Below are 24234 nucleotides of genomic sequence, written 5' to 3' on the forward strand. Positions count from 1 at the left end.
GCGCTGTGCTTTAATGCGCAGCACGTTAGTCTCGACAGGAGCTTTCATGATGACGTCCCGATCGATCCGTTGTTCTGCCCGTGTGGCGGTGCTGGCCGCCGGCCTGCTTGCCGGTACGGCAGCGCTTGCGCAGGTGACCGTGCAGGACCCGTGGGTGCGCGGCACGGTGCCGGGCCAGACGTCCAGCGGCGCTTTCATGACGCTGCAGTCGGCGGAGGGGGCCAAGGTGGTCGGCGTCTCGACGCCCGTGGCCGCCACGGCTGAAATCCACGAAATGAAGATGGAAGGCAACGTGATGCGCATGCGCGCGCTGCCCTCGCTGGACTTGCCCAAGGGCCAGGCCGTGCAGCTCAAGCCGGGGGGGTATCACGTGATGCTCATGGACGTGAAGCAACCGCTGGTCAAGGACACCACCGTGCCGCTCACGCTCAGGATCGAACTCGCAGACAAGCGCATCGTCGAGCAGAAGGTGGATGCCAAGGTGCGCGACCTCACCGCAGGCAACATGCCCGCCAAGCACCACGATCACGGCGGCGAACATCAACATTGAGGGCCGCCGGCGGATCGGCGCTGCGGGCCTTGCAGATCGCAGGGAATGGAGTCCATGGCCAACAAGACGCTTGGCACTCGCCAGAAACTGACCTTTCGCATCGAACCTTCCACGCGGGCCGGCACGGCGCGCCCGCGCAATGTCCTGGTGCCGCTCGCACGCGGCCGCAAGGCCGGCGCCCACACCGCCAGCGGCCACGCCGAACGTCAGCGTGGCCGGGCCGATGTCCGCCGCGCACTGCGCACGCTGGACGAAGACAGCAAGGACGCGTGAATCAGCGCAAATCGGCCGCTGCGCGCGTCTGGGCGATGGCTTCGCGCAGGCAGCGCTGGCATCGGCAGCCCTGACCGAGCCGCTGCGCGGCGGCGGGCAGCTTTTCCTCGTGCATGCACCAGCACGTCGCGTCGGGCCGCGTGCCATCGCCGATGGCGCCGCAGCGCAGCTCCGCACCGCAGATCGCGCAGGCCGTGTTGGGCGTCATCAGCGCGCGGCTCCGTCATCGTCCTGGCCGAGGCGATGCATGGCCTCGCGCAGCAGCCCCATCTGCTGCGAGAACCGCGTGCATGCGTCGCACGCCATCAGGTGCACGCGCAGCCGCAGCCGCTCGCCGGTGGATAGCTCGCGGTCCATCCGGCTCACCAGCACACGGTGCGCCTCTTTGCAGGTCAGCATTCCCCAACGGTTCGGCATGGTGGTCCTTGGTCAGGCCTGGCTCGGTTGATGGCCGAACCAGTGCAGGTCCAGGCACTCGCGCAGGCGCATGCGGGCACGATAGAGCAGTGCCCAGGCATTGGTCGCCGTGATCTGCAATTCCTGACAGATCTCGTCCGTTTCGAGCTCCAGCCATTCGCGCATCATGAAGACGCGGCCCACCCGCGGGGGCAGGCGATCGACGCACATCTGCAGCACGTCGAAGAATTCGCGGCGCGACAACGCCGCGTCGGGGTCGCCCCAGTCCGACGGCGGGCTCACGTAATGGCCGTCGGCGGCGAACAGGGTGTCGAAGACGGCTTCGTCGGAGCGCATGCCGGCTTCGTCCGACTCGCTTCCGGCAAGCAGCGAGACGCGCACTTCGCGCCGGCCGGAGCGGATCGCATCGACGATCTTGTGCTTGAGGATGCCGATCACGTACGTCTTGAGCGACGCGTTGCCGGCAAAGCGCTCGGGGTGTTCGAGGACGGCGAGGAGGGTGTCGGCCACCACGTCCTCGGCGAGTGCCGTATCCCGCAACTGGAGCTGTGCAAAGCGCTGCAGGTGCGGGCGTAGCGCCTCGAGCTGGTCGGGTGTGATGGCCATGTGTTCTTTGCCTGCAACGGTGCGGCAGGCACGCAAGGTGCGCCGCCAGACCGTAGCGCCTTTTCTTGTAAAATCGCGCCTGCCGAAAATGGGCTGCTTCGTTTTTATGTGTTGCAGGCGACATTCGGCGTTCCATCATACCCGCCCAAACCGGATGTCACCGTCATGACCGCTTCTGCTGCTGCCCCCGACCCTGCTGGCCTCGCCCCCGAACTCGCGCACATCGCGCCGGCGCTGAAGGCTGAGATTCTCGCGCAGGCGCTGCCTTACATTCGCAAGTTCCACGGCAAGACCATCGTCATCAAGTACGGTGGCAACGCCATGACCGAAGAAAAGCTCAAGCACGGCTTCGCGCGCGATGTGATCCTGCTCAAGCTGGTCGGCATGAATCCGGTGGTGGTGCACGGCGGCGGCCCGCAGATCGACGAAGCGCTGAAGAAGGTCGGCAAGACGGGCACCTTCATCCAGGGCATGCGCGTGACCGACGAACAGACCATGGAAGTGGTCGAATGGGTGCTCGGTGGCGAAGTCCAGCAGGACATCGTCATGCTGATCAACCAGTACGGCGGCCAGGCAGTCGGCCTGACCGGCAAGGACGGCGGCCTGATCCGCGCCCGCAAGCTGAAGATGCCGGACCGCGAGAACCCCGGCCAGTTCATCGACATCGGCTTCGTGGGCGACATCGAGGCGATCAACCCCGCCGTGGTCAAGGCGCTGCAGGACGACGCGTTCATCCCGGTCATCTCGCCGATCGGCTTCTCCGACGACGGCCAGGCCTACAACATCAACGCGGACGTGGTGGCCGGCAAGATGGCCGAGATCCTGAAGGCGGAGAAGCTCGTCATGATGACGAACATCCCGGGCGTGATGGACAAGCAGGGCAACCTGCTGACCGACCTGTCGGCGCGCGAGATCGACGAGCTGTTTGCCGACGGGACGATCTCGGGCGGCATGCTGCCGAAGATTTCGTCCGCGCTGGATGCGGCCAAGAGCGGCGTGAATTCGGTGCACATCGTCGATGGCCGCATCGAGCATTCGCTGCTGCTGGAAATCCTGACCGAACAGGCGTTCGGCACGATGATCCGCTCGCACTGATGCACACCACCCGGGTGGCCCGGGCGCGCCGCGCGCACGCCTGGCCACGCGAGGTGGCGCCCTCCCCACTGCACGGGGCGCCCAGGCAGCAGCCGGTCTGGCTGTTCGACCTCGACAACACCCTCCACCACGCCTCGCACGCGATCTTCCCGCAGATCAATCGGCTGATGACGGCCTACATGGCGCGCGTCCTCGGCACCGACGAGGCCACCGCCAGCCAGGTGCGTGTCGACTACTGGCGGCGCTACGGCGCCACGTTGCTGGGCCTGGTGCGCCATCATGGCGTGGACCCGGCCGACTTCCTCGCGCACGCGCATACCTTTGACGACCTGCGTGCCATGGTGCGCGCCGAGCGCGGTCTCGCCCAGCTGCTGCGCGCGCTGCCCGGGCGCAAGATCCTGCTGACGAATGCGCCGGCCGCCTACGCGCGCGAGGTGGTGCGGCATATTGGCCTCAAGCGCGCGTTCATGCGCGAGATCGCCGTCGAACACATGTGGGTGCACCGGCGGCTGCGCCCGAAGCCCGATCCGCTGATGCTGCGCCGGCTGCTGGCGCGCGAGCGGATCGCGCCATCGCGCGCCATCCTCGTGGAAGACACCCTGTCCCACCTCAAGCGCTACCGGCGCCTCGGGATCAGGACGGTGTGGGTCACGGGCTATCTGCGGAAAGTCACGCCCGCGGCTGCTGCTGGCGACCAGCAGGCTCCCGCCGCCGATGCATTGCATCCAATGCAAGCTGCCGCCATGGGCGCGCGTGCAAATTCACCACATCCACCGGCGGCCGCACCGATTTTGTTCGCCAACCGGCCCGGCTACGTGGGCGTGAAAGTAAAATCGGTGCTTCAACTACAACGAAGGCTTGTTCGACGCGGTTAGGCAGTGACGGTGTCTCCGTCGTCAGAACGGGAGAGGGGCCAGGAAGTCATGAGCAACGCGCACACGGAGTTTCCGACCGCCGAGCCGGTCGCGGAAGCCGCGATGGAAGCACCACGCGCACGCAAGCGCCCCCGGCCGGGCGAGCGCCGCGTGCAGATTCTGCAGACGCTGGCCGGCATGCTCGAGCATCCGCGTGGCGAAAAGATCACCACGGCGGGGCTTGCCGCCAAGCTCGATGTGTCGGAAGCGGCGCTGTATCGCCATTTCGCAAGCAAGGCGCAGATGTACGAAGGGCTGATCGAGTTCATCGAGCAGACCGTCTTCGGTCTCATCAACCAGATCACGCTGCGCGAGGAACACGGCCTGCGCCAGGCCCATGCGATTGCGCACATGCTGCTCTCGTTTGCCGACAAGAACCCCGGCATGACACGCGTGCTGGTCGGCGACGCGCTGGTCGGGGAAGACGAGCGCCTGCCCGAGCGCATGGCGCAGTGCCTGGACCGCATCGAGGCCTCGCTCAAGCAGAGCCTGCGCATGGCTGTCACGCAAGGCGCCTGGCCGGCCGATACCGATATCGCTTCGCGTGCGAACCTGATCGTTTGTGCGGTGCTCGGGCGCTGGCACCGGTATGCCAAGAGCGGGTTCCGCAAGTCGCCGGTGGACGGCGCCGATGCGCAGCTGCGGGTCCTGTTGAGCTGACCGGCCAACGCACGCACCCGCCAAGGCCCCGAACCTCGGGGCTTTTTTCATGGGCGCCCGCGTTCAGCCGGCGGTGCGGATGGCCTGCGCCAGCGTATGGAACCGCGCCGCGATGGCCTCGGTCTCCACGTGGCCGTACCCGAGCAGCAGGCCGGGCTGCCGGCGCGCATCGTCCTGGTAATAGCGAGAGAGCGGCCGCGTGACGACATCGTTGGCGAGCGCGCATTCGGCCACGGCCACGTCGTCGGTGCCGGCCGGCAAGCCGAGGACGAGATGCAGCCCCGACGCGCCGTCATGCACGGGCAGCGTGTCCCCGAATTCCTGCGCGATGGCGCCTAGCAGCGTCTCGCGCCGCTCCGCATACACGCCGCGCATGCGCCGGATGTGCGAGACGAAGTGCCCTTCGGCAATGAAGTCCGCCAGCACCGCCTGCGTGAGGATCTGGCCGCCCCGGAACATCTCGGACAAGCCCGTCGCAAACGCATCTGCCAGCGTCGGCGGCACGACCAGATAGCCGATCCGCAAGCTGGGGAACAGCACTTTCGAGAACGTGCCCATGTAAAGGACGCGCCCGCCTTCGTCCAGCCCTTGCAATGACGGCAGCGGCCGGCTGCCGTAGCGGAATTCGCTGTCGTAGTCGTCTTCGACGATCCATGCGTCGGTGGCGTGTGCGGTGGCGAGCAGCGCGCGGCGTCGCGCCAGGCTCATCACCGAGCCAAGTGGATATTGGTGCGAGGGCGAAACCACCATGAGCTTGGGCGGCTTGCTGCGCTGGCGTCCGCGCGTGGGGATGTCGAAGCGCATGCCTTCGTCGTCCACCGGCAGCGGCACCGTGCGCACGCCCGCAGCGGTGAGCACGCTGCGCACGCCCCAGTAGCCCGGCTCTTCGATCCACGCACTGTCACCGGCGTCGCACAGCAATTGCGCGATGAGCTGGAGTGATGGATGGATGCCCGCGGTGATGATGATCTGCTCGGGCTCGCAGCGCACGCCGCGCGCGGTGCGCAGGTAGTCGGCCAGCGCCGTGCGCAGCGGCAGATAGCCGGCGCCGACCGGATACGTCAGCAGCGCCGGCGACGGCTTGCGCAGCAGGCGGTTGTGCAGCCGCGACCAGATGCGTGCCGGAAACATCCGCACCTCCGGCACCCCGGGCATGAAGGCCCCCCATTGGCGCGAACTGGCGCCGGCATCGCGCACCAGGGCGCGGCCGCGTGCAGAGAGCATCGGCGCCGACGGCGTGGCGGCTTCGGTGATGGGGGAGGCCACCGCGGCGGGTGCGGGCGGCGTGTCGAGCCGGTCCGGCGCGGTGTCGGCGACGAACGTGCCGCTGCCCACGCCTGCCGAGACGTAGCCCTCCACGCCGAGCTGTTCGTACACGTGGATCACGGTGTTGCGCGCGATGCCCAGTTCCGCCGCCAGCTGCCGCGACGACGGCAGGCGCGTGCCGGGCTGCAGCTCGTCGCGCAGGATGCCTTCCTGCAGCACGCGGTACAGGCGACGGTGGTCAGGCTCGCCGCCGGGGTCGGCGCGATCGAAGCGGCGCTGGAGATAGTCGACCAGCATGCTGGCGCGGTGGGCAGGGGAATGGTCGGCCATGCGGAATGGGGAGCCGGATGCTGAAAATGGCTCCATCAGAAAAACATGATTGGGTCTTATTGTACAGAGCCAATGACGCCACACTGGCTCGCACTGCATCTTTCTTGACCCAAGCATCCGACTGCCATGAACGCCCGAGACCCGCAACAGAACGCCCAATGGAATGCCCGCCGCCTGGCCGCCACGCCGCGCGGCGTTGGTGTGATGACCGACCGCTACGCCGAACGCGCCGAGAATGCCGTGTTCTGGGACGTGGAAGGCCGACGCTACATCGACTTTGCGGCCGGCATTGCCGTGGTCAACACGGGGCACCGTCATCCGCGCCTGGTGCAGGCCGTGCGTGAGCAGCTCGACCACTTCACGCACACCGCCTACCAGATCGTGCCGTACGGCTCCTACGTCGAACTGGCCGAACGCCTGAACACGATCACGCCGGGCTCGCATGCCAAGAAGACCGCGTTCTTCACCACCGGCGCCGAGGCCGTCGAAAACGCCATCAAGATCGCCCGCGCCCACACGGGCCGTCCGGGCGTGATCGCGCTCACGGGCGCGTTCCACGGCCGCACGTTCATGGGCATGTCGCTCACCGGCAAGGTGGTGCCCTACAAGACGGGCTTCGGGCCGTTCCCCGGCAGCATTTATCACGTACCGGCACCGGTCGCGCTGCACGGGGTGACCACGCAGGATGCGCTCGACGCGATCCAGCGCCTGTTCAAGGCCGATATCGACCCGCACCAGGTGGCGGCCATCATCTTCGAGCCGGTGCAGGGCGAAGGCGGCTTCTACCAGATGCCGGCCGATTTCGTGCGCGCCATCCGCGCGCTGTGCGACGAGCATGGCATCGTGATGATCGCCGACGAAGTGCAGACCGGCTTTGCGCGCACCGGCAAGCTGTTCGCCATGGAGCACACGGGCGTGCTGCCGGACCTGATGACAATGGCCAAGGGCCTGGCCGGCGGCCTGCCGCTGTCCGCCGTCACCGGCCGCGCCGAGATCATGGACGCCCCCGCCCCCGGCGGCCTCGGCGGCACGTATGCCGGCAACCCGCTGGCGGTGGCGGCCGCACATGCCGTGCTCGACATCATTGCCGACGAGAAGCTCTGCGAGCGCTCCGCCGCGCTGGGAGCCCGCTTGGTCGATGCGCTCAACGCTGCGAAATCCAAGCAGCCGCGCATCGCCGAAGTGCGCGGCGTGGGTGCGATGGTTGCTGTCGAGTTCAATACGCCGGACGGCAAGCCCGACGCCGACTTCACCAAGCTCGTGCAGCAACGGGCGCTCGAAGCCGGCCTGCTCCTGCTGTCGTGCGGCGTGTACGGCAACGTGATCCGCTTCCTGTTCCCGCTCACGATTGAAGACGCGGTATTCGAAGAGGGCCTTGCCATCCTGCAACGCGCACTGGAGGGCTGAAACCATGACCCGCACCGATCTGCCGGGCGCACCGATTGCATTGAAAGACCCGGGCCTGTGGCGCACGCAGGCGTTTCTCGCCGGCGCGTGGGCCGATGCGGATGACGGCGGCACGCGCGATGTCACCGACCCGGCCACCGGCCGCACCATCGGCACCGTGCCTGCGATGGGCGCCGCAGAAACGCGCCGCGCCATCGCGGCCGCGCAAGTCGCGCAGCGCGCATGGCGCAAGGTCAGCGCGCGCGACCGCGCCCGCATCCTGCGCAAGCTGGCCGACCTGATGATGGAGCACCAGCAGGACCTGGCCGCCATCCTCACGGCCGAACAGGGCAAGCCGCTGCCCGAGGCGGCAGGCGAGATCGCCTACGCCGCCTCGTTCATCGAATGGTTTGCCGAAGAGGCGCGCCGGATCTATGGCGACACGATCCCGTCGCCGCAGGGCGATCGCCGCATCGTCGTGCAGAAGGAGCCGATCGGCGTGAGCGCGGCCATCACGCCGTGGAACTTTCCCATTGCCATGCTGACGCGCAAGGTCGGCCCGGCGCTCGCCGCCGGCTGCTCGATGGTGGTCAAGCCCGCGTTGGAGACGCCCTACTCCGCGCTCGCGTTTGCGGAGCTGGCCGCGCGCGCCGGCGTGCCGAGCGGCTTGCTGTCGGTTGTCACCGGCGACTCGCAGGGGATTGGCGGTGAGCTGACCTCCAATCCGATCGTGCGCAAGCTGAGCTTCACGGGCTCCACCGCCGTTGGCCGCCTGCTGATGCGCCAATGCGCCGACGACATCAAGAAGCTGTCGCTGGAGCTCGGCGGCAACGCGCCGTTCATCGTGTTCGACGATGCGGACGTCGACGCCGCCGTGGAAGGCGCGATGGTCGCCAAGTACCGCAACGCCGGCCAGACGTGCGTGTGCGCGAACCGCTTCTATGTACAGCGCGGCATTTACGATACGTTTGCCACCAAGCTGGCCGATGCCGTGCGTGCGCTGCGCGTCGGCAACGGCACCGAGCCTGGCGTGCAGCAAGGCCCGCTGATCCACAAGCGCGCGATGGAGAAGGTGCAGCAGCATCTCGACGACGCCCTATCGCAGGGCGCGCGCGTGCTGGTGGGCGGCAAGCCGCACGCATTGTCTGCCCAGGGCGGTGCGTTCTTCGAGCCGACCGTCGTGGTCGATGCGAAACCCGGCATGCTGCTCGCGCATGAGGAAACCTTCGGCCCGCTGGCGGCGCTGATCCCGTTCGATACGGAAGACGAAGCCGTGGCCGCGGCCAACGACACCGAATTCGGCCTGGCCGCGTACTTCTACACGCGCGACCTGGGCCGCGCCTGGCGCGTGTCGGAAGCGCTGGAGTCGGGGATGGTGGGCGTCAACACCGGGCTGATCTCGACGGCCGAGGCGCCGTTCGGCGGCGTCAAGCAATCGGGCCTGGGGCGCGAAGGCTCCAAGTACGGCATCGACGAATACCTCGAGATCAAGTACATCAACATGGCCGGGCTCGGTTGAACCACCGTACGCTGCGCACCTGACGACAGGCCGGACACCAGAATCCGGCCGTCGTCGTTTTCGCCATCCGGGGGATGGAAAGCAACAAGGAAGAGACATGACAGGATCCAAGACAGGCCTGAGCTCGGGCCTCAAGCCGCGCCACGTGACCATGCTCTCGATTGCGGGCGTGATCGGTGCGGGGTTGTTCGTCGGCTCGGGGCATGCGATCGCCAAGGCGGGGCCGGCCGCCATCATCGCGTACGGCATCGCCGGCTTGCTCGTCGTGCTGGTGATGCGCATGCTTGGCGAGATGGCCGTCGCGCATCCGGACACCGGTTCGTTTTCCACCTATGCCGACCGCGCCATCGGGCATTGGGCGGGCTTCACCATCGGCTGGCTGTACTGGTGGTTCTGGGTGCTCGTCATCCCGATCGAGGCGACTGCGGCGGCGTTGATCCTCAACACATGGTTTCCGGGCGTCGCCACCTGGGTGTGGGCGTTGGGCGTGACCTTCGTGCTCACGCTCACCAATCTGTTCTCTGTCAAGAACTACGGCGAGTTCGAATTCTGGTTTGCGCTCATCAAGGTGGTGGCCATCGTCGTCTTTCTGGCGGTGGGCGGCGCGGCCGTGCTGGGCTGGCTGCCGGGCTCGGGGGTGTCGGGCGCGGCCCGGTTGTTCGATGCCGGGGGCTTCATGCCGAACGGGTTCGGCGCCGTGCTGGCCGCGTTGCTGACGACCATGTTCACGTTTCTCGGCACCGAGATCGTCACCATTGCGGCGGCGGAATCGGCGGATCCGGCCCGGCAGATCGTGCGGGCCACGCGTTCGGTCATCTGGCGCATCTGCCTGTTCTATCTCGGCTCCATCTTCGTGGTGACCTCGCTCGTTGCGTGGAACGATCCGCTGCTCGCCGCACACGGTTCGTACCAGAGGGCGCTGGAGTTGATCGGCGTGCCGCATGCCAAGGCGATCGTCGACGTGATCGTGCTGGTGTCGGTGGCGAGCTGCCTGAACTCGGCGCTGTACACGGCATCGCGCATGGTGTTCTCGCTGTCGGTGCGCGGCGACGCGCCGGCCGCCCTGCGCCGCACCGACGCCAACGGCACGCCGCGCGCCGCCGTACTGGCGTCGACCGCGTTCGGGTTTGCCACCGTCATCGCCAATTACGTGATGCCCGAGCAGGTGTTTGCCTTCCTGCTGGCGACATCCGGCGCGATTGCACTGCTGGTCTACCTCGTCATCGCGGTCTCGCAGCTGCGCATGCGGGCCGCGCTGGGCGCGTCGCGTGTGGATCTCCCGCTGCGCATGTGGCTGTTTCCGTGGCTGACATGGGCTGTCATCCTGTTCATCTGCGGGGTGCTGATCGCCATGCTGATGCTGCCGGGCCACCGCATGGAAGTAGGGGCGACGGCGTTGCTGGCGTTGCTGATCGTGGCGGCCGCGTGGCTGAACCGCCGTGCGCGGATGGCCGCACCGGAGGCCGCCGGCGCGCGCGCCCAGCCGCGCGTCACATCGTCCGCGGTCTGATCTATAATCCCCAACCTCTGGCGCGCCGATTTGACGACTGGCTTGCGGGCGCGCGGGAGTCTTCGCCACACGAATGTGGTCGTGGGCTCTCATTACAAATGCGGCTAAAGAGGTTCGGTCAGAACGCTGGGCGTCCGCCCGGCGTGCGCCACGAGAGAACCCGATTGGTTGCGTGAACAGCGTTGCCGGTCGGGTTTTTTCTTTGGCGCCATGACAGACACCCAGGCTGATCCCACCGCTGCCGCCGACACCGTGGCTGCGGTCAGTACCGATATCCGGCCGGCTTCCACGGCCCAGACAGGCAAGGCAGCCAATGCGCTGGGCCTGGTCGTGCCCGAGCGCATGCACTTTGCCGAGCCGCTGCAGTTGCGCAACGGCTCGCAGATCAGCGGCTACGACCTCATGGTCGAGACCTACGGCACGCTCAACGCGGAGCGGTCCAACGCCGTGCTCATCTGCCACGCGCTCAATGCGTCGCACCACGTGGCGGGTGTGCATGCCGAAGGCGAGGTCGGCTGGTGGGACAACATGGTCGGCCCAGGCAAGCCGGTCGATACCAACCGCTTTTTCGTCATCGGGGTGAACAACCTCGGCTCGTGCTTCGGCTCCACGGGCCCGATGAGCCCGCACCCGGAAACCGGCCAGCCGTATGGCGCGCGCTTTCCCGTGGTGACGGTGGAGGATTGGGTCAATGCCCAGGCGCGCGTCGCCGACCGCTTCGGCATCCAGCAGTTCGCGGCCGTCATGGGCGGCAGCCTCGGCGGCATGCAGGCGCTGGCGTGGAGCCTGATGTATCCGGACCGCCTGCGGCACTGCGTGGTGGTGGCATCGACGCCGAAGCTGTCCGCGCAGAACATCGCGTTCAATGAGGTGGCGCGCAGCGCGATCCTCTCCGACCCGGATTTCCACGGCGGCGACTACTACGCCCACAACGTCAAGCCCAAGCGCGGCCTGCGCGTGGCGCGCATGATCGGCCACATCACGTATCTGTCGGACGAAGACATGGCGGCCAAGTTCGGCCGCGAGCTCAAGGCCGAAGACATCCGCTTCTCGTTCGATGTCGAATTCCAGGTCGAGAGCTACCTGCGCTACCAGGGCGACAAGTTTGCCGAGTACTTCGACGCCAACACGTACCTGCTGATCACGCGCGCGCTCGATTACTTCGACCCGGCATTGGCGTACGGCGGCGATCTGACCAAGGCCGTCGCCCATACCAAGGCCAGCTACCTCGTCATCAGCTTCATGACCGACTGGCGCTTTGCCCCCGCGCGCAGCCGCGAGCTGGTCAAGGCGCTGCTCGACAACAAGCGCCCCGTAACGTACGGCGAAATCGACGCGCCGCACGGCCACGACGCCTTCCTGCTCGAAGACGCGCGCTACCACGCGCTGGTGCGCGCCTATTACGAACGCATCGCCCAGGAGATCGGCGTATGAGCACGCAAACGCTGAACACGACGCACGCGCCGGTGCCCAACATCCTGGCCGACCGCGCCGACTTTCGCGCCATCGCGCGCTGGATCGAGCCGCGCTCGACGGTGCTCGACCTCGGCTGTGCCGATGGCAGCCTGCTGAGCGTGCTGCAGCAGGAACTCGACGTGCTGGCCTATGGCATCGAGATCGACGACGCCGGTGTGCTCGCCGCCACGCAGAAGGGCGTGCATGTGATCCAGCAGAACCTGGAGGGCGGCCTGGCGCTGTTCGAGGACAAGAGCTTCGACACGGTCATCCTCTCGCAGACCCTGCAGACCATCCACAACACGGCACAGGTGCTGCGCGAGATGCTGCGCGTGGGACGCGAGTGCATCGTGTCGTTCCCGAACTTCGGCTACTGGCCGCACCGGCTGTCGATCTTCCGCGGGCGCATGCCGGTGTCGGAATCGCTCCCCTACGAGTGGTACGACACGCCCAACGTGCGCGTGCTGACCATCCGCGACTTCGAAGCGCTGGCACCCAAGGTGGGGCTGGTGATCCTGGATCGCGTGGTGCTGCACGAAGGGAACGTCGTGCGCTGGGGCGCCAACTGGCGCGGGAGCGTGGCGGTGTACCGGGTGCGCGCGGGCTGATTGCCGCGGCATCCAGGCGGCTGCGATGCGGCCGCTCGCCGAGGCCGCCGCATGCCCTGAGCGGGCGCGCTACACTGGGCCCTTCTTCCGGTGAGGAGCGCGCGATGAGCAGACAGATCCGGCGCAGAAGTCCGCGCCTGCTGCATGCGGTGCTGGGGCTGGCGATGGGCACGGCGATGGCCTTGGCATCGGGCACGCCATCGCCAAAGGATGCGCAGGCCGATGCCGCCGCCCTCACCCAGATTGCCATCGCGCACTACGAGCAGAACGACTTCGGCCACGCCTTCGACGAGTTTGCCGAAGCGGCGCAGCGCGGCAACCGCCTCGCGCAGTTCAACTACGCGATGATGCTGATGCGCGGCGAAGGCACCGTCGCGCGGCCCGACGAGGCCGTCAAATGGTTGCGCCGCGCCGCCGACAACCAGATGACGCACGCGCAGTTCGCGTACGGTGAATTGTTCGAACGCGGCGAGCTGGTCCCGCGCTCGCTGGAAGAAGCCAACAAGTGGTATGAACGCGCCGCCACCGGAGGGCACATCGAGGCGCAGCGCGCCCTGGCCACCAACTACTTCACCGGCCGGGGCGTGCCGCGCGATTACAAGCGCGCGTTCACCTGGTACAGGAAAGCGGCTGAGGCCGGCGACGGGCCGTCGCAGTACATCGTGGGCAGCTACTACGAGCGCGGCGAACCGGGCGTGGTGCCGCAGGACATCGAACAGGCGAAGAACTGGTACGGCAAGGCGGCCGCCCAGGGCGACGTGGGCGCGCTGGCCAAGCTGCGCGAGCTGGTGGAGAAAACGTACCGCGCCAAGCATGGCGACCCGCCTGCGCCGGCGCGTCCATCGATGTAGCGCGCTGATGAAAAAACCGCCGGGCATGGCTGCATGCACCGGCGGTTTGTTTTTGGGCAGTGCGCGGGCGCCGTTTTAGCAGCAGCGCCCGACGCGGCCCTTGTAGCGTGCATCCTGGCGCTCGCGGAAGAACGCTTCGTACGTCATGACGGGCTGCCCTGGATGGGTCTCCTGCATGTGGCGCACGTAGGTGTCGTAGTCCGGCACGCCGACCATCAGGCGCAGCGTCTGGCCCAGGTAGCGGCCGAAGTTCTCGAGTTCTTCGCGCATGGCCGTACTCAGGCGCCCAGGGCTTCGTACGGCGTCTCGTTGGCGGTCGGGCGGCTGGAGGCGCGCGCCTTGAGCACCGTCTTCACGCCATACCAGGCAATGCTCACCACCACCAGCACGAACAGGCCGCACAGGAACGCATCGATGCGGTCGTTCAGCACGATCTGCTGCATCTGCGCGACCGACTTGGCCGGCGCCAGCAGCTTGCCCTCGGCGATTGCGCCCGCGTACTTGTTGGCGTGGGCCAGGAAGCCGATCTTCGGGTCCGGATCAAACAGCTTCTGCCAGCCGGCCGTGAGCGTGCAGATCAGCAGCCAGGCGGTCGGCAGCAGCGTCACCCACACGTAACGGTCGCGCTTCATCTTGACGAGCACGCAGGTGCCCAGTGTCAGCGCAATCGCGGCCAGCATCTGGTTGGAGATGCCGAACAGCGGCCACAGCGTATTGATGCCGCCCAGCGGATCGACCACGCCCTGGTACAGGAAGTAGCCCCACAGCGCGACCGTCGCGGCCGTGGCAATGAGGTTGGCGACGAGCGAATCGGTGCGCTTGAGCGCCGGCACAAACGTACCCAGCAGATCCTGCAGCATGAAGCGGCCTGCGCGCGTGCCCGCGTCCACGGCGGTCAGGATGAACAGCGCCTCGAACAGGATCGCGAAGTGGTACCAGAACGCCATCATGGCCTGGCCGCCCACGACCTGGTGCAGGATGTGGGCCATGCCGACGGCCAGCGTCGGTGCGCCGCCCGCGCGCGCGAGGATGGTGTTCTCACCGACGTCCTTGGCGGTCTGCAGCAGCACATCCGGCGTGATGACGAAACCCCACGTGGACAGCGTCTGCGCCACGGCTTCCGGCGTGCTGCCCACCAGCGCAGCGGGGCTGTTCATCGCGAAGTACACGCCGGGGTTGATGACCGATGCGGCCACCAGCGCCATGATGGCGACGAACGATTCCATCAGCATAGCGCCGTAGCCGATGAAGCGCGCCTGCGTTTCGTTCTCGAGCAGCTTCGGCGTGGTGCCCGACGAGATGAGCGAGTGGAAGCCCGACACGGCGCCGCACGCGATCGTGATGAACAGGAACGGGAACAGGTTGCCCGACCACACCGGGCCGTTGCCCTGGGCAAACTGTGTGAGCGAGGGCATCTGCATCTGCGGTGCCACGATCAGGATGCCGATGGCGAGCGCCACGATCGTGCCGATCTTCAGGAACGTCGACAGGTAATCGCGCGGGGCCAGCAGCAGCCACACCGGCAGCACCGACGCGACAAAGCCGTAGCCGATGAGCATCCACGTGAGCGCCTTGCCGTCGAACGTGAAGAGCGGCGCCAGCGCGGCGTTCTCGTGCACGGCCTGGCCCCCGATGATGGCGAGCATCAGCAGCACGAAGCCGATGATGGAGATCTCGCCGATGCGGCCCGGGCGGATGTAGCGCACATACACGCCCATGAACAGCGCGATGGGAATCGTCGCGGCCACCGTGAACGTGCCCCACGGCGAACCGACCAGCGCCTTCACCACGATCAGCGCCAGCACGGCCAGGATGATGATCATGATGAGGAACGCGCCGAACAGCGCGATCACGCCGGGCACCGTGCCCATCTCGCTCTTGACCAGATCGCCCAGCGAGCGGCCGTCGCGGCGGGTGGAGATGAACAGCACGATGAAATCCTGCACCGCACCGGCAAAGACCACGCCGGCCAGGATCCACAGCATGCCGGGCAGGTAGCCCATCTGCGCGGCGAGCACGGGGCCGACCAGCGGGCCGGCACCGGCAATGGCCGCGAAGTGATGACCGAACAGCACGTGCTTGTTGGTCGGGACGTAGTCGAGGCCGTCGTTGTAACGCCAGGCGGGCGTCTTGCGGGTGCCGTCCAGGCCGAGCACGCGGTCGGCGATGAAGCGGCTGTAGTAACGGTATGCGATCAGGTAGATGCATACGGCGGCCACCACCACCCAGAGCGCGCTGACTGCCTCGCCGCGCGCAAGCGCAACGGTGGCAAAGGCAAACGCGCCAAGAATGGCGACGACCAGCCAGATCAGGTGTTGCCTGACGAAGCTCATGTCGGTCTCCTCGAACCTTGGTCGAAGTTGCTGGATTGCGATGCGGGATGTGGGTTCATCCCTGCGGTTGGCCCTGCCCCGTGCAGGGTTTGCATGCCGCCCGGGTGGCCGGACGGCAAGGGCGTGTAGTATTTGCCAGCCTGGACGCCCCCACAAGCGGAGGACTACGCAGCACGCTTCCGTAGTTCTACGCAATCGGCGTCGACTTTCCATCGAGACTGCGCGCCACCTTGCGATGCTGCAGCGCAAGACGCCGCGTTCCGCCATGAAGCTCCGCCAGAAAATCCTGCTGCTTGCCGTCGCGCCGCTGACCATCGCCATGCTGGCGATCATGCTGACCGTGCGTCACCAGTCGATCGCGCTGGCGCGGCATGAACGGCAGCTTGTCGAATCGGCGTACCTGCAGGCCAAGGAGACCGAGCTGCGCTCTTACGTGAAGCTTGCGCAGAGCGCCATCGCCCCCTTGCTCGCGTCCGGCCGCAACGATGAGGCCACGCGCGACGAGGCCATGCGCACCCTCGCCCGCCTCGATTTCGGCACCGACGGCTATTTCTTCCTCTACGACCTGCGCGGACGCAACCTCATGCACCCGCGCCAGCCAGAGCTCGTCGGCCGCGACCTGTGGGACCTGACCGACGCCGGCGGCGAGCCCACCATCCAGAAACTCGTGGCCGCCGCGCAGGCCGGTGGGGGGTTCGTGCGCTACATGTGGGACAAGCCGTCGACGCACCAGAGCGTGCCCAAGCTCGGTTACGTCGAGCCGATCCCGCAGTGGGGCTGGATGCTCGGGACCGGCCTGTACCTCGATGACGTGGAGCAGACGCTGCGCGAGATCGACCGGCGCGCCCAGGCCAATATTGACCAGACGCTGGCCTGGGTGGTCGGCATTGCGGCGATCAGCATCCTGCTGGTGGCCGGCAGCGGCCTGGCGCTGAACGTGAGCGATCACCGCGAGGCCGACGCCAAGCTGCGGCAGCTCGCGCAGCAGGTCGTGACATCGCAGGAAGACGAGCGTGCACGCGTGTCGCGCGAGCTGCACGACGGCATCAGCCAGGTGCTGGTGTCGACCAAGCTGCTGCTGGAGACGGCGCACGGGCATCTCGAAACGGCGGCCGTGGCGCCCGCGTCGATCGAGCGGGCGGCCGGCATGCTGCGGCGTGCGCTGGATCGGCTCAACGGCGCGCTGGGCGAAGTGCGGCGTGTGTCGCACAACCTGCGCCCGGCGCTGCTCGATGATCTCGGCCTGGCGCCCGCGCTCGAACTGCTGGTGCGCGAAACGCGCGAGGCCCACGAAGGCCGGCAGCCCGAGCTGGCCATTGCGCTGGAGCTTGTCGGCCCGACCGTGCACTTGCCGGACGCGTGCAACACCGCGCTGTTCCGCATCGCGCAGGAGGCCATCTCCAACATCGAGCGCCATGCCACGCAGGCCACGCGCATCGGCGTGCTGCTCGAGAACGACGTCGACGCCGTGCGGCTGTCCATCCGCGACAACGGCCCCGGGTTCGACGTCGAGTCCGTCCAGGTCGACCCGCAGCACGGCATCGGCCTGCGCAACATGCGCGAACGCATGGCAGCGCTGGGCGGCAGCTGTACCATCGCCTCGGATGCGCACGGCACCGAGGTGTGCGCCGTCCTGCCGCACGCCGTCATCGCGCAACTCGCTTCTGCGGCACGCTCCGCATCCGTATGAGTCTGAATATGAGCACACCCGCGCCCGTCAAACTGCTCCTCGTCGATGATCACCCGCTTGTGCGCGACGGCGTGCGCGTACGGCTCGAGGCCGTGCCGCATTTTGAAGTCGTGGGCGAAGCCGGCGACGCCGAAGCGGCGCTGCAGGCCGCGCGCACGCTCGCCCCGGACCTCGCGCTGATGGACATCGGCATGCGCGGCATGAACGGCATCGCGCTCACCGAAAAGTTTGCCGAGGAGTTTCCGGAGATCGCGGTGCTGGTGCTGTCCATGCACGACAACCTCGAATATGTGCGGCAGGTCATCCGCGCCGGCGCGCGAGGCTATGTGTTGAAGGACGCGCCCGCCAGCGAACTCGTCGAGGCCATCGACGCCGTGCTGGCCGGCCGGCCGTTCTACAGCGCGCAGCTGGCGATGCGCATGGCCCAGCAGGCCGTCACGCCCACGCCGGTCGAGGCGCTCACGCCGCGCGAGCGCGACATTCTCGACGGCATCGCCAAGGGCTATGCCAACAAGCGCATCGCCGATGAACTCGGCTTGTCCGTGCGGACGGTGGAGTCGCATCGCCTGAACCTAAAGCGCAAGCTGGGCATCGAGGGGCAGGCGGAACTCGTGAAGTTTGCGGTGGAGCTGGCCAAAGGCCGCTAGGCGCCGGCCTTCAGCGCGCGTCCAGGCTTTCCACGTAGTCGCGCACCATCGCCTCGAACGAGGTGTCGCGGCCAAAGCCCATCGCATCGGCGCGGGCGGTATCGAAGCGCGCCGGCCAGCTTTGCACGATGGCCTTGATGCGCGCGTCCGGCTCCCAGCGGATGCGGCTGACCGGCGCCTCGCCCGCCACCTTGCGCAGCGCTTGCACCATGTCCCCCACGCGCACCGTGATGCCCGGCAGGTTCAGCGCACGGCGGTTGCCCCACGCCGACGCCGGCAGGCTGTACGCATGCAGCAGCGACGCCACCACCTGGCGCGGCGAGGCCAGCCACAGCTCGGTTTCGGCTTCCACCGGGCAGTTGGCCTCCTCGCCCGCCAGCGGCTCGCGGATGATGCCGCTGGCAAAGCTCGACGCGGCGCCATTCGGCTTGCCGGGGCGCACCGACACGGTCGGGATGCGCACCGCGCGGCCGTCGATGTAGCCCTTGCGCGAATACTCGCCCACCAGGAGCTCGCCCATCAGCTTCTGCACGCCGTACGACGCCTGCGGCGTGGGCGCCGTGTCGTCGGTCACGACCGCCGGCAATGGGCCGCCGAACACCGCCACCGAGCTCGCAAACAGCACGCGCGATGCGCGGCCCGTCCTGGCCTGCTGCGCGCGCAGTGCGTCCAGCAGTGCGCGCGTGCCGTCGAGGTTCACGCGCATGCCGAGATCGAAATCCGCTTCCGCCGTGCCGCTCACCACGGCGGCGAGGTGGAACACGCCGCCGACGTGTTCGTCGATCGTCCGGGCGATCAGTGTCGGGTCCGAGGCATCCCCCGTCACATAGCGCACGCGCGGGTCGGCAATCTGGCCGGGCACCTGATCCAGCACGATGAACGCCTCGACCGGCTCAGCGGTGCCGTCCGGGCCGGGCAGGCCGGGTTGCTGGAGCAGTGCGGCCAGCATGCGCTGGCCCAGAAAGCCGGCGCCGCCGGTGATGACGATGTTCATGGTGTCTCCTTGCCGCCGGTGTCGGCCGCGCGGGCCGCCTGACGGGATCTGATGAAAGCCTAGGGGTAAACGTGGATGATGCTCTGCCACTCAACTTGTATGATGACACGACGAATTTACGCTTGCCAAGCCGCCACCATGTTTGAACGCCTCGATGCCGCGCCTTCCCTGTCCGACCGCGTGGCCCAAGCCTTGATGGACAAGATCGACGCCGGCGAGCTGCGCCGCGGCGAACGCATGCCGTCTGAAACCGTGCTGGGCCAGGAATTCGGCGTGAGCCGCACCGTCATCCGCGAGGCCATCTCGCGCCTGCGCCACGAGGGCGTGGTCGAGGCGCGCCAGGGCAGCGGCGTGTACGTCACGCAGCAGGCGGGCTTGAAGCCGTTGCGCATCGATGCCGCGCAGGCCGGGTCGATGGACGCCGTGCTGCACATCATCGAACTGCGCCGCGCGCTGGAGGCCGAAGGTGCTGCCCTGGCCGCCCAGCGCCGCACCGACGCGCAGATGGTCGAGATCGACGCCGCACTCGATGGCATCGACGCAGCCGTCGCTGCGGGCGGTGACGGCGTGGCCGAGGATCTGCGCTTTCACCGCGCCATTGCGGCCGCCAGCGGCAACCCGTTCCTCGTGCAGGCACTGGGCTTCTTCAGCCAGTACCTGGAAGAGGCGATTGGCGTGACGCGCAGCAACGAAGCGCGCCGCGAAGACTTCGCCCGCCAGGTGCGCGACGAGCACCGCGCGGTGGTCGAGGCGGTCCGACACCGCGACGCGCTCGCCGCGCGCAATGCCGCGCAGACCCACATGTTCAATGCCGCACGTCGCCTGGCCGAGGGCGGGGACGCTGCGCAAGACTGATCCAGGAGTGTTTCATGACGCAAACCACGGCTGACCGGAAGGTCGGCGTCATTGGCCTGGGCGCCATGGGCCTTGGCATTGCCAAGACCCTGCGCCACAACGGTTACACCGTCGCCGCGTGCGACGTGCGCCCCGGCGCTGCCGCCGAGTTCGCCAGGGAGGGCGGCATTGCGTGCGCGACACCGGCCGAGGTGGCTGGCCACGCCGACGTGATCGTCTCGGTGGTCGTCAACGCCGCGCAGACAGAGTCGGTCCTGTTTGGCGAGAACGGCGCGGCCGCAGCCATGAAGCCGGGCAGCACCTTCGTGATGTGCTCGACCGTGGACCCGAACTGGTCGATCGCGCTGGAGGCACGCCTGGCGCAGCAGGGCATCCTGTACGTGGACGGCCCCATCTCGGGCGGCGCGGCCAAGGCGGCGTCGGGCCAGATGACGATGATGACGTCCGCCACGCCGCAGGCGTATGCCGCTGCGGGCGGCGTGCTCGACGCGATGGCCGGGAAGGTCTATCGCCTGGGTGACAAGGCCGGCGCCGGCAGCAAGGTCAAGATCATCAACCAGTTGCTGGCCGGCGTGCACATCGCCGCTGCGGCAGAAGCCATGGCCCTCGGCCTGCGCGAAGGCGTGGCGGCCGACGCGCTGTACGAAGTCATCACCAACAGCGCCGGCAACAGCTGGATGTTCGAAAACCGCATGGCCCACGTGCTGGCCGGAGACTACACGCCGCTGTCCGCCGTCGACATCTTCGTGAAAGACCTGGGCCTCGTGCTCGACACCGCGCGTGCGACCAAGTTTCCGCTGCCGCTGGCGGCCACCGCGCACCAGATGTTCATGCAGGCATCGACGGCCGGTTATGCGAAGGAAGACGATTCGGCCGTCATCAAGATCTTCCCTGGCATCACGCTGCCGGAGGCGAAGTCGAAATGAGCACCACGACGTCCCGCCCCGCTTCCCGCCCCGTGCTGGGCTGCATCGCCGATGACTTCACCGGCGCCACCGACCTCGCCAACATGCTCGTGCGTGCGGGCATGCGCACCGTGCAGACCATCGGGATTCCGCAAGAAGGGCACGCCGGCGATGCGGACATCGCTGCGGATGCCGATGCCATCGTCGTGGCGCTGAAGTCGCGCACGATTCCGGCGGCCGATGCCGTGCAGCAGTCGCTGGCAGCGCTGCGCTGGCTGCAGGCGCAAGGCTGCTCGCGCTTCTTCTTCAAGTACTGCTCGACGTTCGACTCGACCGACGACGGCAACATCGGCCCCGTGGCCGAGGCCCTGATGACGGCGCTTGGCACCGACTTCACGCTGGCCTGTCCGGCATTCCCCGAAAACGGCCGCACGATCTTCCGTGGCCACCTGTTCGTGGGCGACGTGCTGCTCAATGCGTCGGGCATGGAGCACCACCCGCTCACGCCGATGCGCGATCCGAACCTCGTGCCGGTGCTCGCGCGCCAGAGCCAGGGCAAGGTCGGCCTGCTGCGCTACGACGCGGTCATGCGCGGCGCGCAGGCCGCGCGCGACCAGGCTCAGCGGCTGCGCGCCGACGGCGTGAAGCTGGCGATTGCGGATGCGATCTCCAACGACGACCTGATCGTGCTCGGCGAGGCCTTTGCCGATCTGCCGCTGCTCACGGGGGGCTCGGGTCTGGCGCTGGGCCTGCCGGCGCAATATCGCCGCGCGGGGCTCATCACCGAGCATGGCAACGCTGCGCAATTGCCCGCCGTGGCGGAATCGGCCATCGTGCTCTCGGGCAGCTGCTCGCGCGCGACGAACGCGCAGGTGGCGCACTGGCGTGTGTCGCGCCCGGCGTTCCAGATTGATCCGCTGGCGCTGGCCGAAGGGCAGCCGGTGGTGGTGGATGCGCTCGATTTCGTGCAACGCCATGCCGGCCAGCCGGTCCTGATCTACGCCACGAGCGCGCCGGAGCAGGTGGCGCAGGTGCAGAAGGCGCTTGGCGTGGAGCGCGCCGGCAAGCTCGTCGAAGAGGCGCTTGGACGCATCGCGCGCACCGTCCATGCCGACGGCGTTCGCCGTTTCGTGATCGCCGGCGGCGAGACTTCGGGCGCGGTCGTGCAGGCGCTCGACGTGCGGGCGCTGCGCATCGGCCCGCAGATCGATCCGGGCGTGCCCTGGACGGCGACCATCGGCGATGACCCGGTCGCGCTGGCGCTCAAGTCGGGCAACTTCGGTTCGGTCGATTTCTTCGAGAAGGCGCTCGTGCAGTTCGCACGGGCCACCGAGGAGGTCGCAGCGTGAGCGCCGCGGAGAACGCCTTGCGCGAAGAGATCGCGCGCGTGGGCCAGAGCCTGTACGCGCGCGGTTACACGGTCGGCACCGCGGGCAACATCAGTGCACGCCTGCCCGACGGCTGGCTGATCACGCCGACCGATGCGTGCCTCGGCACGCTCGATCCCGCGCGCATCGCCAAGGTCAGCACGGCCGGCGAATGGATGAGCGGTGACAAGCCATCGAAGACGCTCGCGCTGCATCGCGGCATCTATGACCGCAATGCCGACGCGCATGCCGTCGTGCATACGCATTCGACGCATCTGGTGGCGCTCACGCTGGCCGGCGTCTGGCGCCCGAGCGACGTGCTGCCGCCCATCACGCCGTACTACGTGATGAAGGTCGGCCATGTGCCGCTCATCCCATACCAACGTCCCGGGCACCCGGATGTGGCCGCGCAGATTGCGGCGCTGGCCAACGACGTGCGCGCGGTGCTGCTCGATCGGCTCGGCCCCGTGGTATGGCACAGCTCGGCATCGAACGCCGCCTACGCGCTGGAAGAACTGGAAGAAACCGCCAGGCTTTGGCTGATGACGGAGCCCAAGCCCGCGCCGCTGTCCGATGCGCAGATCGACGAACTGCGCCAGACGTTCGGGGCCCGCTGGTAACCCCACCACGGCCCCATATAAAACCTAGATTGGAGACCACATGAACACCACCGCCACGGCGGCCGGGTCTGCGCACCCCGCGTCGCACGCCGTTTCAAAGGAAGACAGCGTGTACGCACGCGTGTCGCGCCGCATCGTCCCGCTCATCATGCTGTGCTACGTGGTCGCCTATCTCGACCGCGTGAACGTCGGCTTCGCCAAGCTGCAGATGTCGCAGGCGCTGAATTTTTCAGAGACGGTATATGGGCTGGGTGCCGGCATCTTCTTCATCGGCTACTTTCTCTTCGAGGTGCCGAGCAACCTGCTGCTGCACAGGATCGGCGCGCGCGTGTGGATTGCGCGCATCATGATCACGTGGGGCCTCATCTCGGGTGCATTCGCGTTCGTGCAGACGCCCACGCAGTTCTACGTGATGCGCTTCCTGCTGGGCCTGGCCGAGGCGGGCTTCTACCCCGGCATCATCCTGTACCTCACGTACTGGTACCCGTCGCACCGGCGCGCACGCATCGTGGCGATGTTCATGGCGGCGATCCCGATCTCGGGCATCTTCGGCAACCCGCTCTCGGGCTGGATCATGAGCGCGTTCCACGGGACAGGCGTGGGCGGCGGCTGGCAGGGCTGGCAGTGGATGTTCGTGATCGAGGCCATTCCAGCTGTGCTGGTCGGCCTGCTCGTGCTGTGGAAGTTTGACGACAGCATCCGCAAGGCCAGGTGGCTGAGCGAGGAAGACAAGCAGATCCTCGAAGCCAACATCGCTGCCGACAACCATGGCAAGGTGGTGCACCCCGGCATCGGCAAGGTGTTCTCCGACCCGCGCGTGTGGGGCATGAGCCTGATCTACTTCGCCTTCGTGATGGGCCAGTACGGGCTCACGTTCTGGATGCCGTCGCTGGTGAAGAACGCCGGCGTGAAGGACACCTTCATGGTCGGCGTGCTGTCCGCCATCCCGTACGTGTGCGCCGCGATTGCCATGGTGCTCATCGGCCGCAGCGCGGATGCACGCCGCGAGCGCCGCTGGCACCTCGTCGTGCCGGCGATGATGGGCGTGGTCGGCTTTGCGGTGGTGGCCACGGCGGGCAACAACGTGGCGCTGTCGATCGTCTTCCTGTCGCTGGCTGCGGCGGGCGTGCTGACGTGCGCGCCGCTGTTCTGGTCGCTGCCGACCGCCTTCCTGCAGGGCACGGCCGCCGCCGCCGGCATCGCGGCCATCAATTCGGTGGGCAACCTTGCCGGCTTCGTGAGCCCCTATATGATTGGCGCGCTCAAGGACATGACCGGCAGCACCGCAGCGGGCATGTACGCGCTGGCGGGTGTGCTGGTGCTCGGCTGCATCGCCGTGCTGTGCACGCCGGCCAGGTTGGTCAACAAGTAACTCGCTTCCAG

25 protein-coding genes are annotated in these 24234 nt (G+C 67.6%); 18 read left to right on the plus strand and 7 right to left on the minus strand.

What is annotated here, in order from left to right:
* Positions 1 to 49: 49 nt before the first annotated feature.
* Positions 50 to 550 carry a copper chaperone PCu(A)C gene (locus tag TK49_RS03360; protein ID WP_045787721.1) on the plus strand — a complete coding sequence of 167 codons (501 nt, stop codon included), beginning with the start codon at positions 50 to 52 and terminating at the stop codon, positions 548 to 550.
* Between the two features lie 54 nt (positions 551 to 604).
* The gene (locus TK49_RS03365; RefSeq protein WP_045787722.1) at positions 605 to 823 is read left to right on the plus strand and encodes a hypothetical protein; all 219 of its coding nucleotides are present in this window, start codon (positions 605 to 607) and stop codon (positions 821 to 823) included.
* 1 nt (position 824) lies between these two features.
* Here TK49_RS03365 and TK49_RS03370 read toward each other — a convergent pair whose 3' ends face one another.
* Genes TK49_RS03370 through TK49_RS03380 form a run of 3 tightly spaced genes read right to left on the minus strand, consistent with a single transcriptional unit; the run spans position 825 to position 1846 of the window.
* Complete coding sequence (locus TK49_RS03370) at positions 825 to 1031, minus strand: cysteine-rich CWC family protein (protein WP_045785448.1); 207 nt, start codon at positions 1029 to 1031, stop codon at positions 825 to 827.
* On the minus strand, positions 1031 to 1222 hold the full coding sequence (locus TK49_RS03375; RefSeq protein ID WP_373994659.1) for a zf-HC2 domain-containing protein: 192 nt from the start codon (positions 1220 to 1222) through the stop codon (positions 1031 to 1033). The genes TK49_RS03370 and TK49_RS03375 overlap by 1 nt, the downstream gene beginning before the upstream one ends.
* A gap of 30 nt (positions 1223 to 1252) precedes the next feature.
* On the minus strand, positions 1253 to 1846 hold the full coding sequence (locus TK49_RS03380; protein ID WP_045785450.1) for a sigma-70 family RNA polymerase sigma factor: 594 nt from the start codon (positions 1844 to 1846) through the stop codon (positions 1253 to 1255).
* 165 nt (positions 1847 to 2011) lie between these two features.
* Between TK49_RS03380 and argB the strand changes: the two genes are divergently transcribed.
* The 3 genes from argB to slmA are packed head-to-tail and all read left to right on the plus strand — an operon-like array spanning position 2012 to position 4515.
* Positions 2012 to 2941, plus strand: a complete 930-nt coding sequence (argB, locus tag TK49_RS03385) for an acetylglutamate kinase (protein ID WP_045785451.1) — start codon at positions 2012 to 2014, stop codon at positions 2939 to 2941.
* A complete protein-coding gene (locus TK49_RS03390) occupies positions 2941 to 3816 on the plus strand; it encodes a pyrimidine 5'-nucleotidase (RefSeq protein ID WP_045785452.1) in 876 nt (291 codons plus the stop codon). The genes argB and TK49_RS03390 overlap by 1 nt, the downstream gene beginning before the upstream one ends.
* A gap of 48 nt (positions 3817 to 3864) precedes the next feature.
* The gene (gene slmA / locus TK49_RS03395) at positions 3865 to 4515 is read left to right on the plus strand and encodes a nucleoid occlusion factor SlmA (RefSeq protein ID WP_045785453.1); all 651 of its coding nucleotides are present in this window, start codon (positions 3865 to 3867) and stop codon (positions 4513 to 4515) included.
* Between the two features lie 63 nt (positions 4516 to 4578).
* Here slmA and pdxR read toward each other — a convergent pair whose 3' ends face one another.
* A complete protein-coding gene (gene pdxR / locus TK49_RS03400) occupies positions 4579 to 6078 on the minus strand; it encodes a MocR-like pyridoxine biosynthesis transcription factor PdxR (RefSeq protein ID WP_045787723.1) in 1500 nt (499 codons plus the stop codon).
* Between the two features lie 159 nt (positions 6079 to 6237).
* On the opposite strand from pdxR, the gene gabT reads away from it, so the two are divergent.
* From gabT to TK49_RS03430, 6 genes are all read left to right on the plus strand, one after another.
* Complete coding sequence (gene gabT / locus TK49_RS03405; protein WP_045785454.1) at positions 6238 to 7518, plus strand: 4-aminobutyrate--2-oxoglutarate transaminase; 1281 nt, start codon at positions 6238 to 6240, stop codon at positions 7516 to 7518.
* 4 nt (positions 7519 to 7522) lie between these two features.
* A complete protein-coding gene (locus TK49_RS03410; protein WP_045785455.1) occupies positions 7523 to 9016 on the plus strand; it encodes an NAD-dependent succinate-semialdehyde dehydrogenase in 1494 nt (497 codons plus the stop codon).
* Between the two features lie 97 nt (positions 9017 to 9113).
* On the plus strand, positions 9114 to 10526 hold the full coding sequence (gene gabP, locus TK49_RS03415; RefSeq protein WP_045785456.1) for a GABA permease: 1413 nt from the start codon (positions 9114 to 9116) through the stop codon (positions 10524 to 10526).
* Between the two features lie 210 nt (positions 10527 to 10736).
* Positions 10737 to 11960 carry a homoserine O-succinyltransferase MetX gene (gene metX / locus TK49_RS03420; RefSeq protein ID WP_045785457.1) on the plus strand — a complete coding sequence of 408 codons (1224 nt, stop codon included), beginning with the start codon at positions 10737 to 10739 and terminating at the stop codon, positions 11958 to 11960.
* Complete coding sequence (gene metW, locus TK49_RS03425; RefSeq protein WP_045785458.1) at positions 11957 to 12589, plus strand: methionine biosynthesis protein MetW; 633 nt, start codon at positions 11957 to 11959, stop codon at positions 12587 to 12589. Before metX ends, metW begins: the two co-directional genes overlap by 4 nt.
* Before the next feature lie 164 nt (positions 12590 to 12753).
* Positions 12754 to 13440: a tetratricopeptide repeat protein gene (locus tag TK49_RS03430; protein ID WP_233902629.1), complete on the plus strand. Its 687-nt coding sequence runs from the start codon at positions 12754 to 12756 to the stop codon at positions 13438 to 13440.
* Positions 13441 to 13515: 75 nt separating this feature from the next.
* On the opposite strand, the gene TK49_RS03435 is transcribed toward TK49_RS03430, so the two are convergent.
* Complete coding sequence (locus TK49_RS03435) at positions 13516 to 13710, minus strand: YbdD/YjiX family protein (protein ID WP_045785460.1); 195 nt, start codon at positions 13708 to 13710, stop codon at positions 13516 to 13518.
* 8 nt (positions 13711 to 13718) lie between these two features.
* Complete coding sequence (locus TK49_RS03440; protein ID WP_045785461.1) at positions 13719 to 15773, minus strand: carbon starvation CstA family protein; 2055 nt, start codon at positions 15771 to 15773, stop codon at positions 13719 to 13721.
* A gap of 265 nt (positions 15774 to 16038) precedes the next feature.
* On the opposite strand from TK49_RS03440, the gene TK49_RS03445 reads away from it, so the two are divergent.
* On the plus strand, positions 16039 to 17463 hold the full coding sequence (locus TK49_RS03445; protein WP_045787724.1) for a cache domain-containing protein: 1425 nt from the start codon (positions 16039 to 16041) through the stop codon (positions 17461 to 17463).
* An 8-nt stretch (positions 17464 to 17471) separates the two neighbouring features.
* A complete protein-coding gene (locus tag TK49_RS03450) occupies positions 17472 to 18110 on the plus strand; it encodes a response regulator (protein WP_096745609.1) in 639 nt (212 codons plus the stop codon).
* A 10-nt stretch (positions 18111 to 18120) separates the two neighbouring features.
* Here the strand turns inward: TK49_RS03450 and denD are convergent, their stop codons facing one another.
* Positions 18121 to 19104: a D-erythronate dehydrogenase gene (denD, locus tag TK49_RS03455; RefSeq protein ID WP_045785462.1), complete on the minus strand. Its 984-nt coding sequence runs from the start codon at positions 19102 to 19104 to the stop codon at positions 18121 to 18123.
* Between the two features lie 138 nt (positions 19105 to 19242).
* Here denD and TK49_RS03460 point away from each other — a divergent pair, with 138 nt between their 5' ends.
* The 5 genes from TK49_RS03460 to TK49_RS03480 are packed head-to-tail and all read left to right on the plus strand — an operon-like array spanning position 19243 to position 24223.
* On the plus strand, positions 19243 to 19959 hold the full coding sequence (locus tag TK49_RS03460) for a FadR/GntR family transcriptional regulator (protein WP_045785463.1): 717 nt from the start codon (positions 19243 to 19245) through the stop codon (positions 19957 to 19959).
* A 14-nt stretch (positions 19960 to 19973) separates the two neighbouring features.
* Complete coding sequence (ltnD, locus tag TK49_RS03465; protein WP_045785464.1) at positions 19974 to 20885, plus strand: L-threonate dehydrogenase; 912 nt, start codon at positions 19974 to 19976, stop codon at positions 20883 to 20885.
* Entirely contained in the window at positions 20882 to 22213 is a 1332-nt protein-coding gene (gene otnK, locus TK49_RS03470) for a 3-oxo-tetronate kinase (RefSeq protein ID WP_045785465.1), read from the plus strand. The genes ltnD and otnK overlap by 4 nt, the downstream gene beginning before the upstream one ends.
* Positions 22210 to 22851, plus strand: a complete 642-nt coding sequence (gene otnC / locus TK49_RS03475; protein WP_045785466.1) for a 3-oxo-tetronate 4-phosphate decarboxylase — start codon at positions 22210 to 22212, stop codon at positions 22849 to 22851. Before otnK ends, otnC begins: the two co-directional genes overlap by 4 nt.
* Positions 22852 to 22891: 40 nt before the next feature.
* Positions 22892 to 24223 carry an MFS transporter gene (locus tag TK49_RS03480; protein ID WP_045785467.1) on the plus strand — a complete coding sequence of 444 codons (1332 nt, stop codon included), beginning with the start codon at positions 22892 to 22894 and terminating at the stop codon, positions 24221 to 24223.
* Positions 24224 to 24234 lie beyond the last annotated feature (11 nt).

This window comes from Ralstonia mannitolilytica (assembly GCF_000954135.1).
Taxonomy (GTDB): Bacteria; Pseudomonadota; Gammaproteobacteria; order Burkholderiales; family Burkholderiaceae; genus Ralstonia; species Ralstonia mannitolilytica.

Bases quoted from the DNA above. Each gene is read 5' to 3' on its own strand.
- TK49_RS03380 (WP_045785450.1), bottom strand. From the start codon at position 1,846: ATGGCCATCACACCCGACCAGCTCGAGGCGCTACGCCCGCACCTGCAG.
- metX (WP_045785457.1), top strand. From the start codon at position 10,737: ATGACAGACACCCAGGCTGATCCCACCGCTGCCGCCGACACCGTGGCT.
- TK49_RS03460 (WP_045785463.1), top strand. From the start codon at position 19,243: ATGTTTGAACGCCTCGATGCCGCGCCTTCCCTGTCCGACCGCGTGGCC.
- gabP (WP_045785456.1), top strand. From the start codon at position 9,114: ATGACAGGATCCAAGACAGGCCTGAGCTCGGGCCTCAAGCCGCGCCAC.
- TK49_RS03435 (WP_045785460.1), bottom strand. From the start codon at position 13,710: ATGCGCGAAGAACTCGAGAACTTCGGCCGCTACCTGGGCCAGACGCTG.
- TK49_RS03370 (WP_045785448.1), bottom strand. From the start codon at position 1,031: ATGACGCCCAACACGGCCTGCGCGATCTGCGGTGCGGAGCTGCGCTGC.
- ltnD (WP_045785464.1), top strand. From the start codon at position 19,974: ATGACGCAAACCACGGCTGACCGGAAGGTCGGCGTCATTGGCCTGGGC.
- slmA (WP_045785453.1), top strand. From the start codon at position 3,865: ATGAGCAACGCGCACACGGAGTTTCCGACCGCCGAGCCGGTCGCGGAA.
- TK49_RS03450 (WP_096745609.1), top strand. From the start codon at position 17,472: ATGAGCACACCCGCGCCCGTCAAACTGCTCCTCGTCGATGATCACCCG.
- pdxR (WP_045787723.1), bottom strand. From the start codon at position 6,078: ATGCTGGTCGACTATCTCCAGCGCCGCTTCGATCGCGCCGACCCCGGC.
- otnK (WP_045785465.1), top strand. From the start codon at position 20,882: ATGAGCACCACGACGTCCCGCCCCGCTTCCCGCCCCGTGCTGGGCTGC.
- TK49_RS03440 (WP_045785461.1), bottom strand. From the start codon at position 15,773: ATGAGCTTCGTCAGGCAACACCTGATCTGGCTGGTCGTCGCCATTCTT.
- TK49_RS03360 (WP_045787721.1), top strand. From the start codon at position 50: ATGACGTCCCGATCGATCCGTTGTTCTGCCCGTGTGGCGGTGCTGGCC.
- denD (WP_045785462.1), bottom strand. From the start codon at position 19,104: ATGAACATCGTCATCACCGGCGGCGCCGGCTTTCTGGGCCAGCGCATG.
- TK49_RS03390 (WP_045785452.1), top strand. From the start codon at position 2,941: ATGCACACCACCCGGGTGGCCCGGGCGCGCCGCGCGCACGCCTGGCCA.
- TK49_RS03365 (WP_045787722.1), top strand. From the start codon at position 605: ATGGCCAACAAGACGCTTGGCACTCGCCAGAAACTGACCTTTCGCATC.
- TK49_RS03480 (WP_045785467.1), top strand. From the start codon at position 22,892: ATGAACACCACCGCCACGGCGGCCGGGTCTGCGCACCCCGCGTCGCAC.
- TK49_RS03410 (WP_045785455.1), top strand. From the start codon at position 7,523: ATGACCCGCACCGATCTGCCGGGCGCACCGATTGCATTGAAAGACCCG.
- TK49_RS03430 (WP_233902629.1), top strand. From the start codon at position 12,754: ATGGGCACGGCGATGGCCTTGGCATCGGGCACGCCATCGCCAAAGGAT.
- argB (WP_045785451.1), top strand. From the start codon at position 2,012: ATGACCGCTTCTGCTGCTGCCCCCGACCCTGCTGGCCTCGCCCCCGAA.
- gabT (WP_045785454.1), top strand. From the start codon at position 6,238: ATGAACGCCCGAGACCCGCAACAGAACGCCCAATGGAATGCCCGCCGC.
- TK49_RS03445 (WP_045787724.1), top strand. From the start codon at position 16,039: ATGAAGCTCCGCCAGAAAATCCTGCTGCTTGCCGTCGCGCCGCTGACC.
- metW (WP_045785458.1), top strand. From the start codon at position 11,957: ATGAGCACGCAAACGCTGAACACGACGCACGCGCCGGTGCCCAACATC.
- TK49_RS03375 (WP_373994659.1), bottom strand. From the start codon at position 1,222: ATGCTGACCTGCAAAGAGGCGCACCGTGTGCTGGTGAGCCGGATGGAC.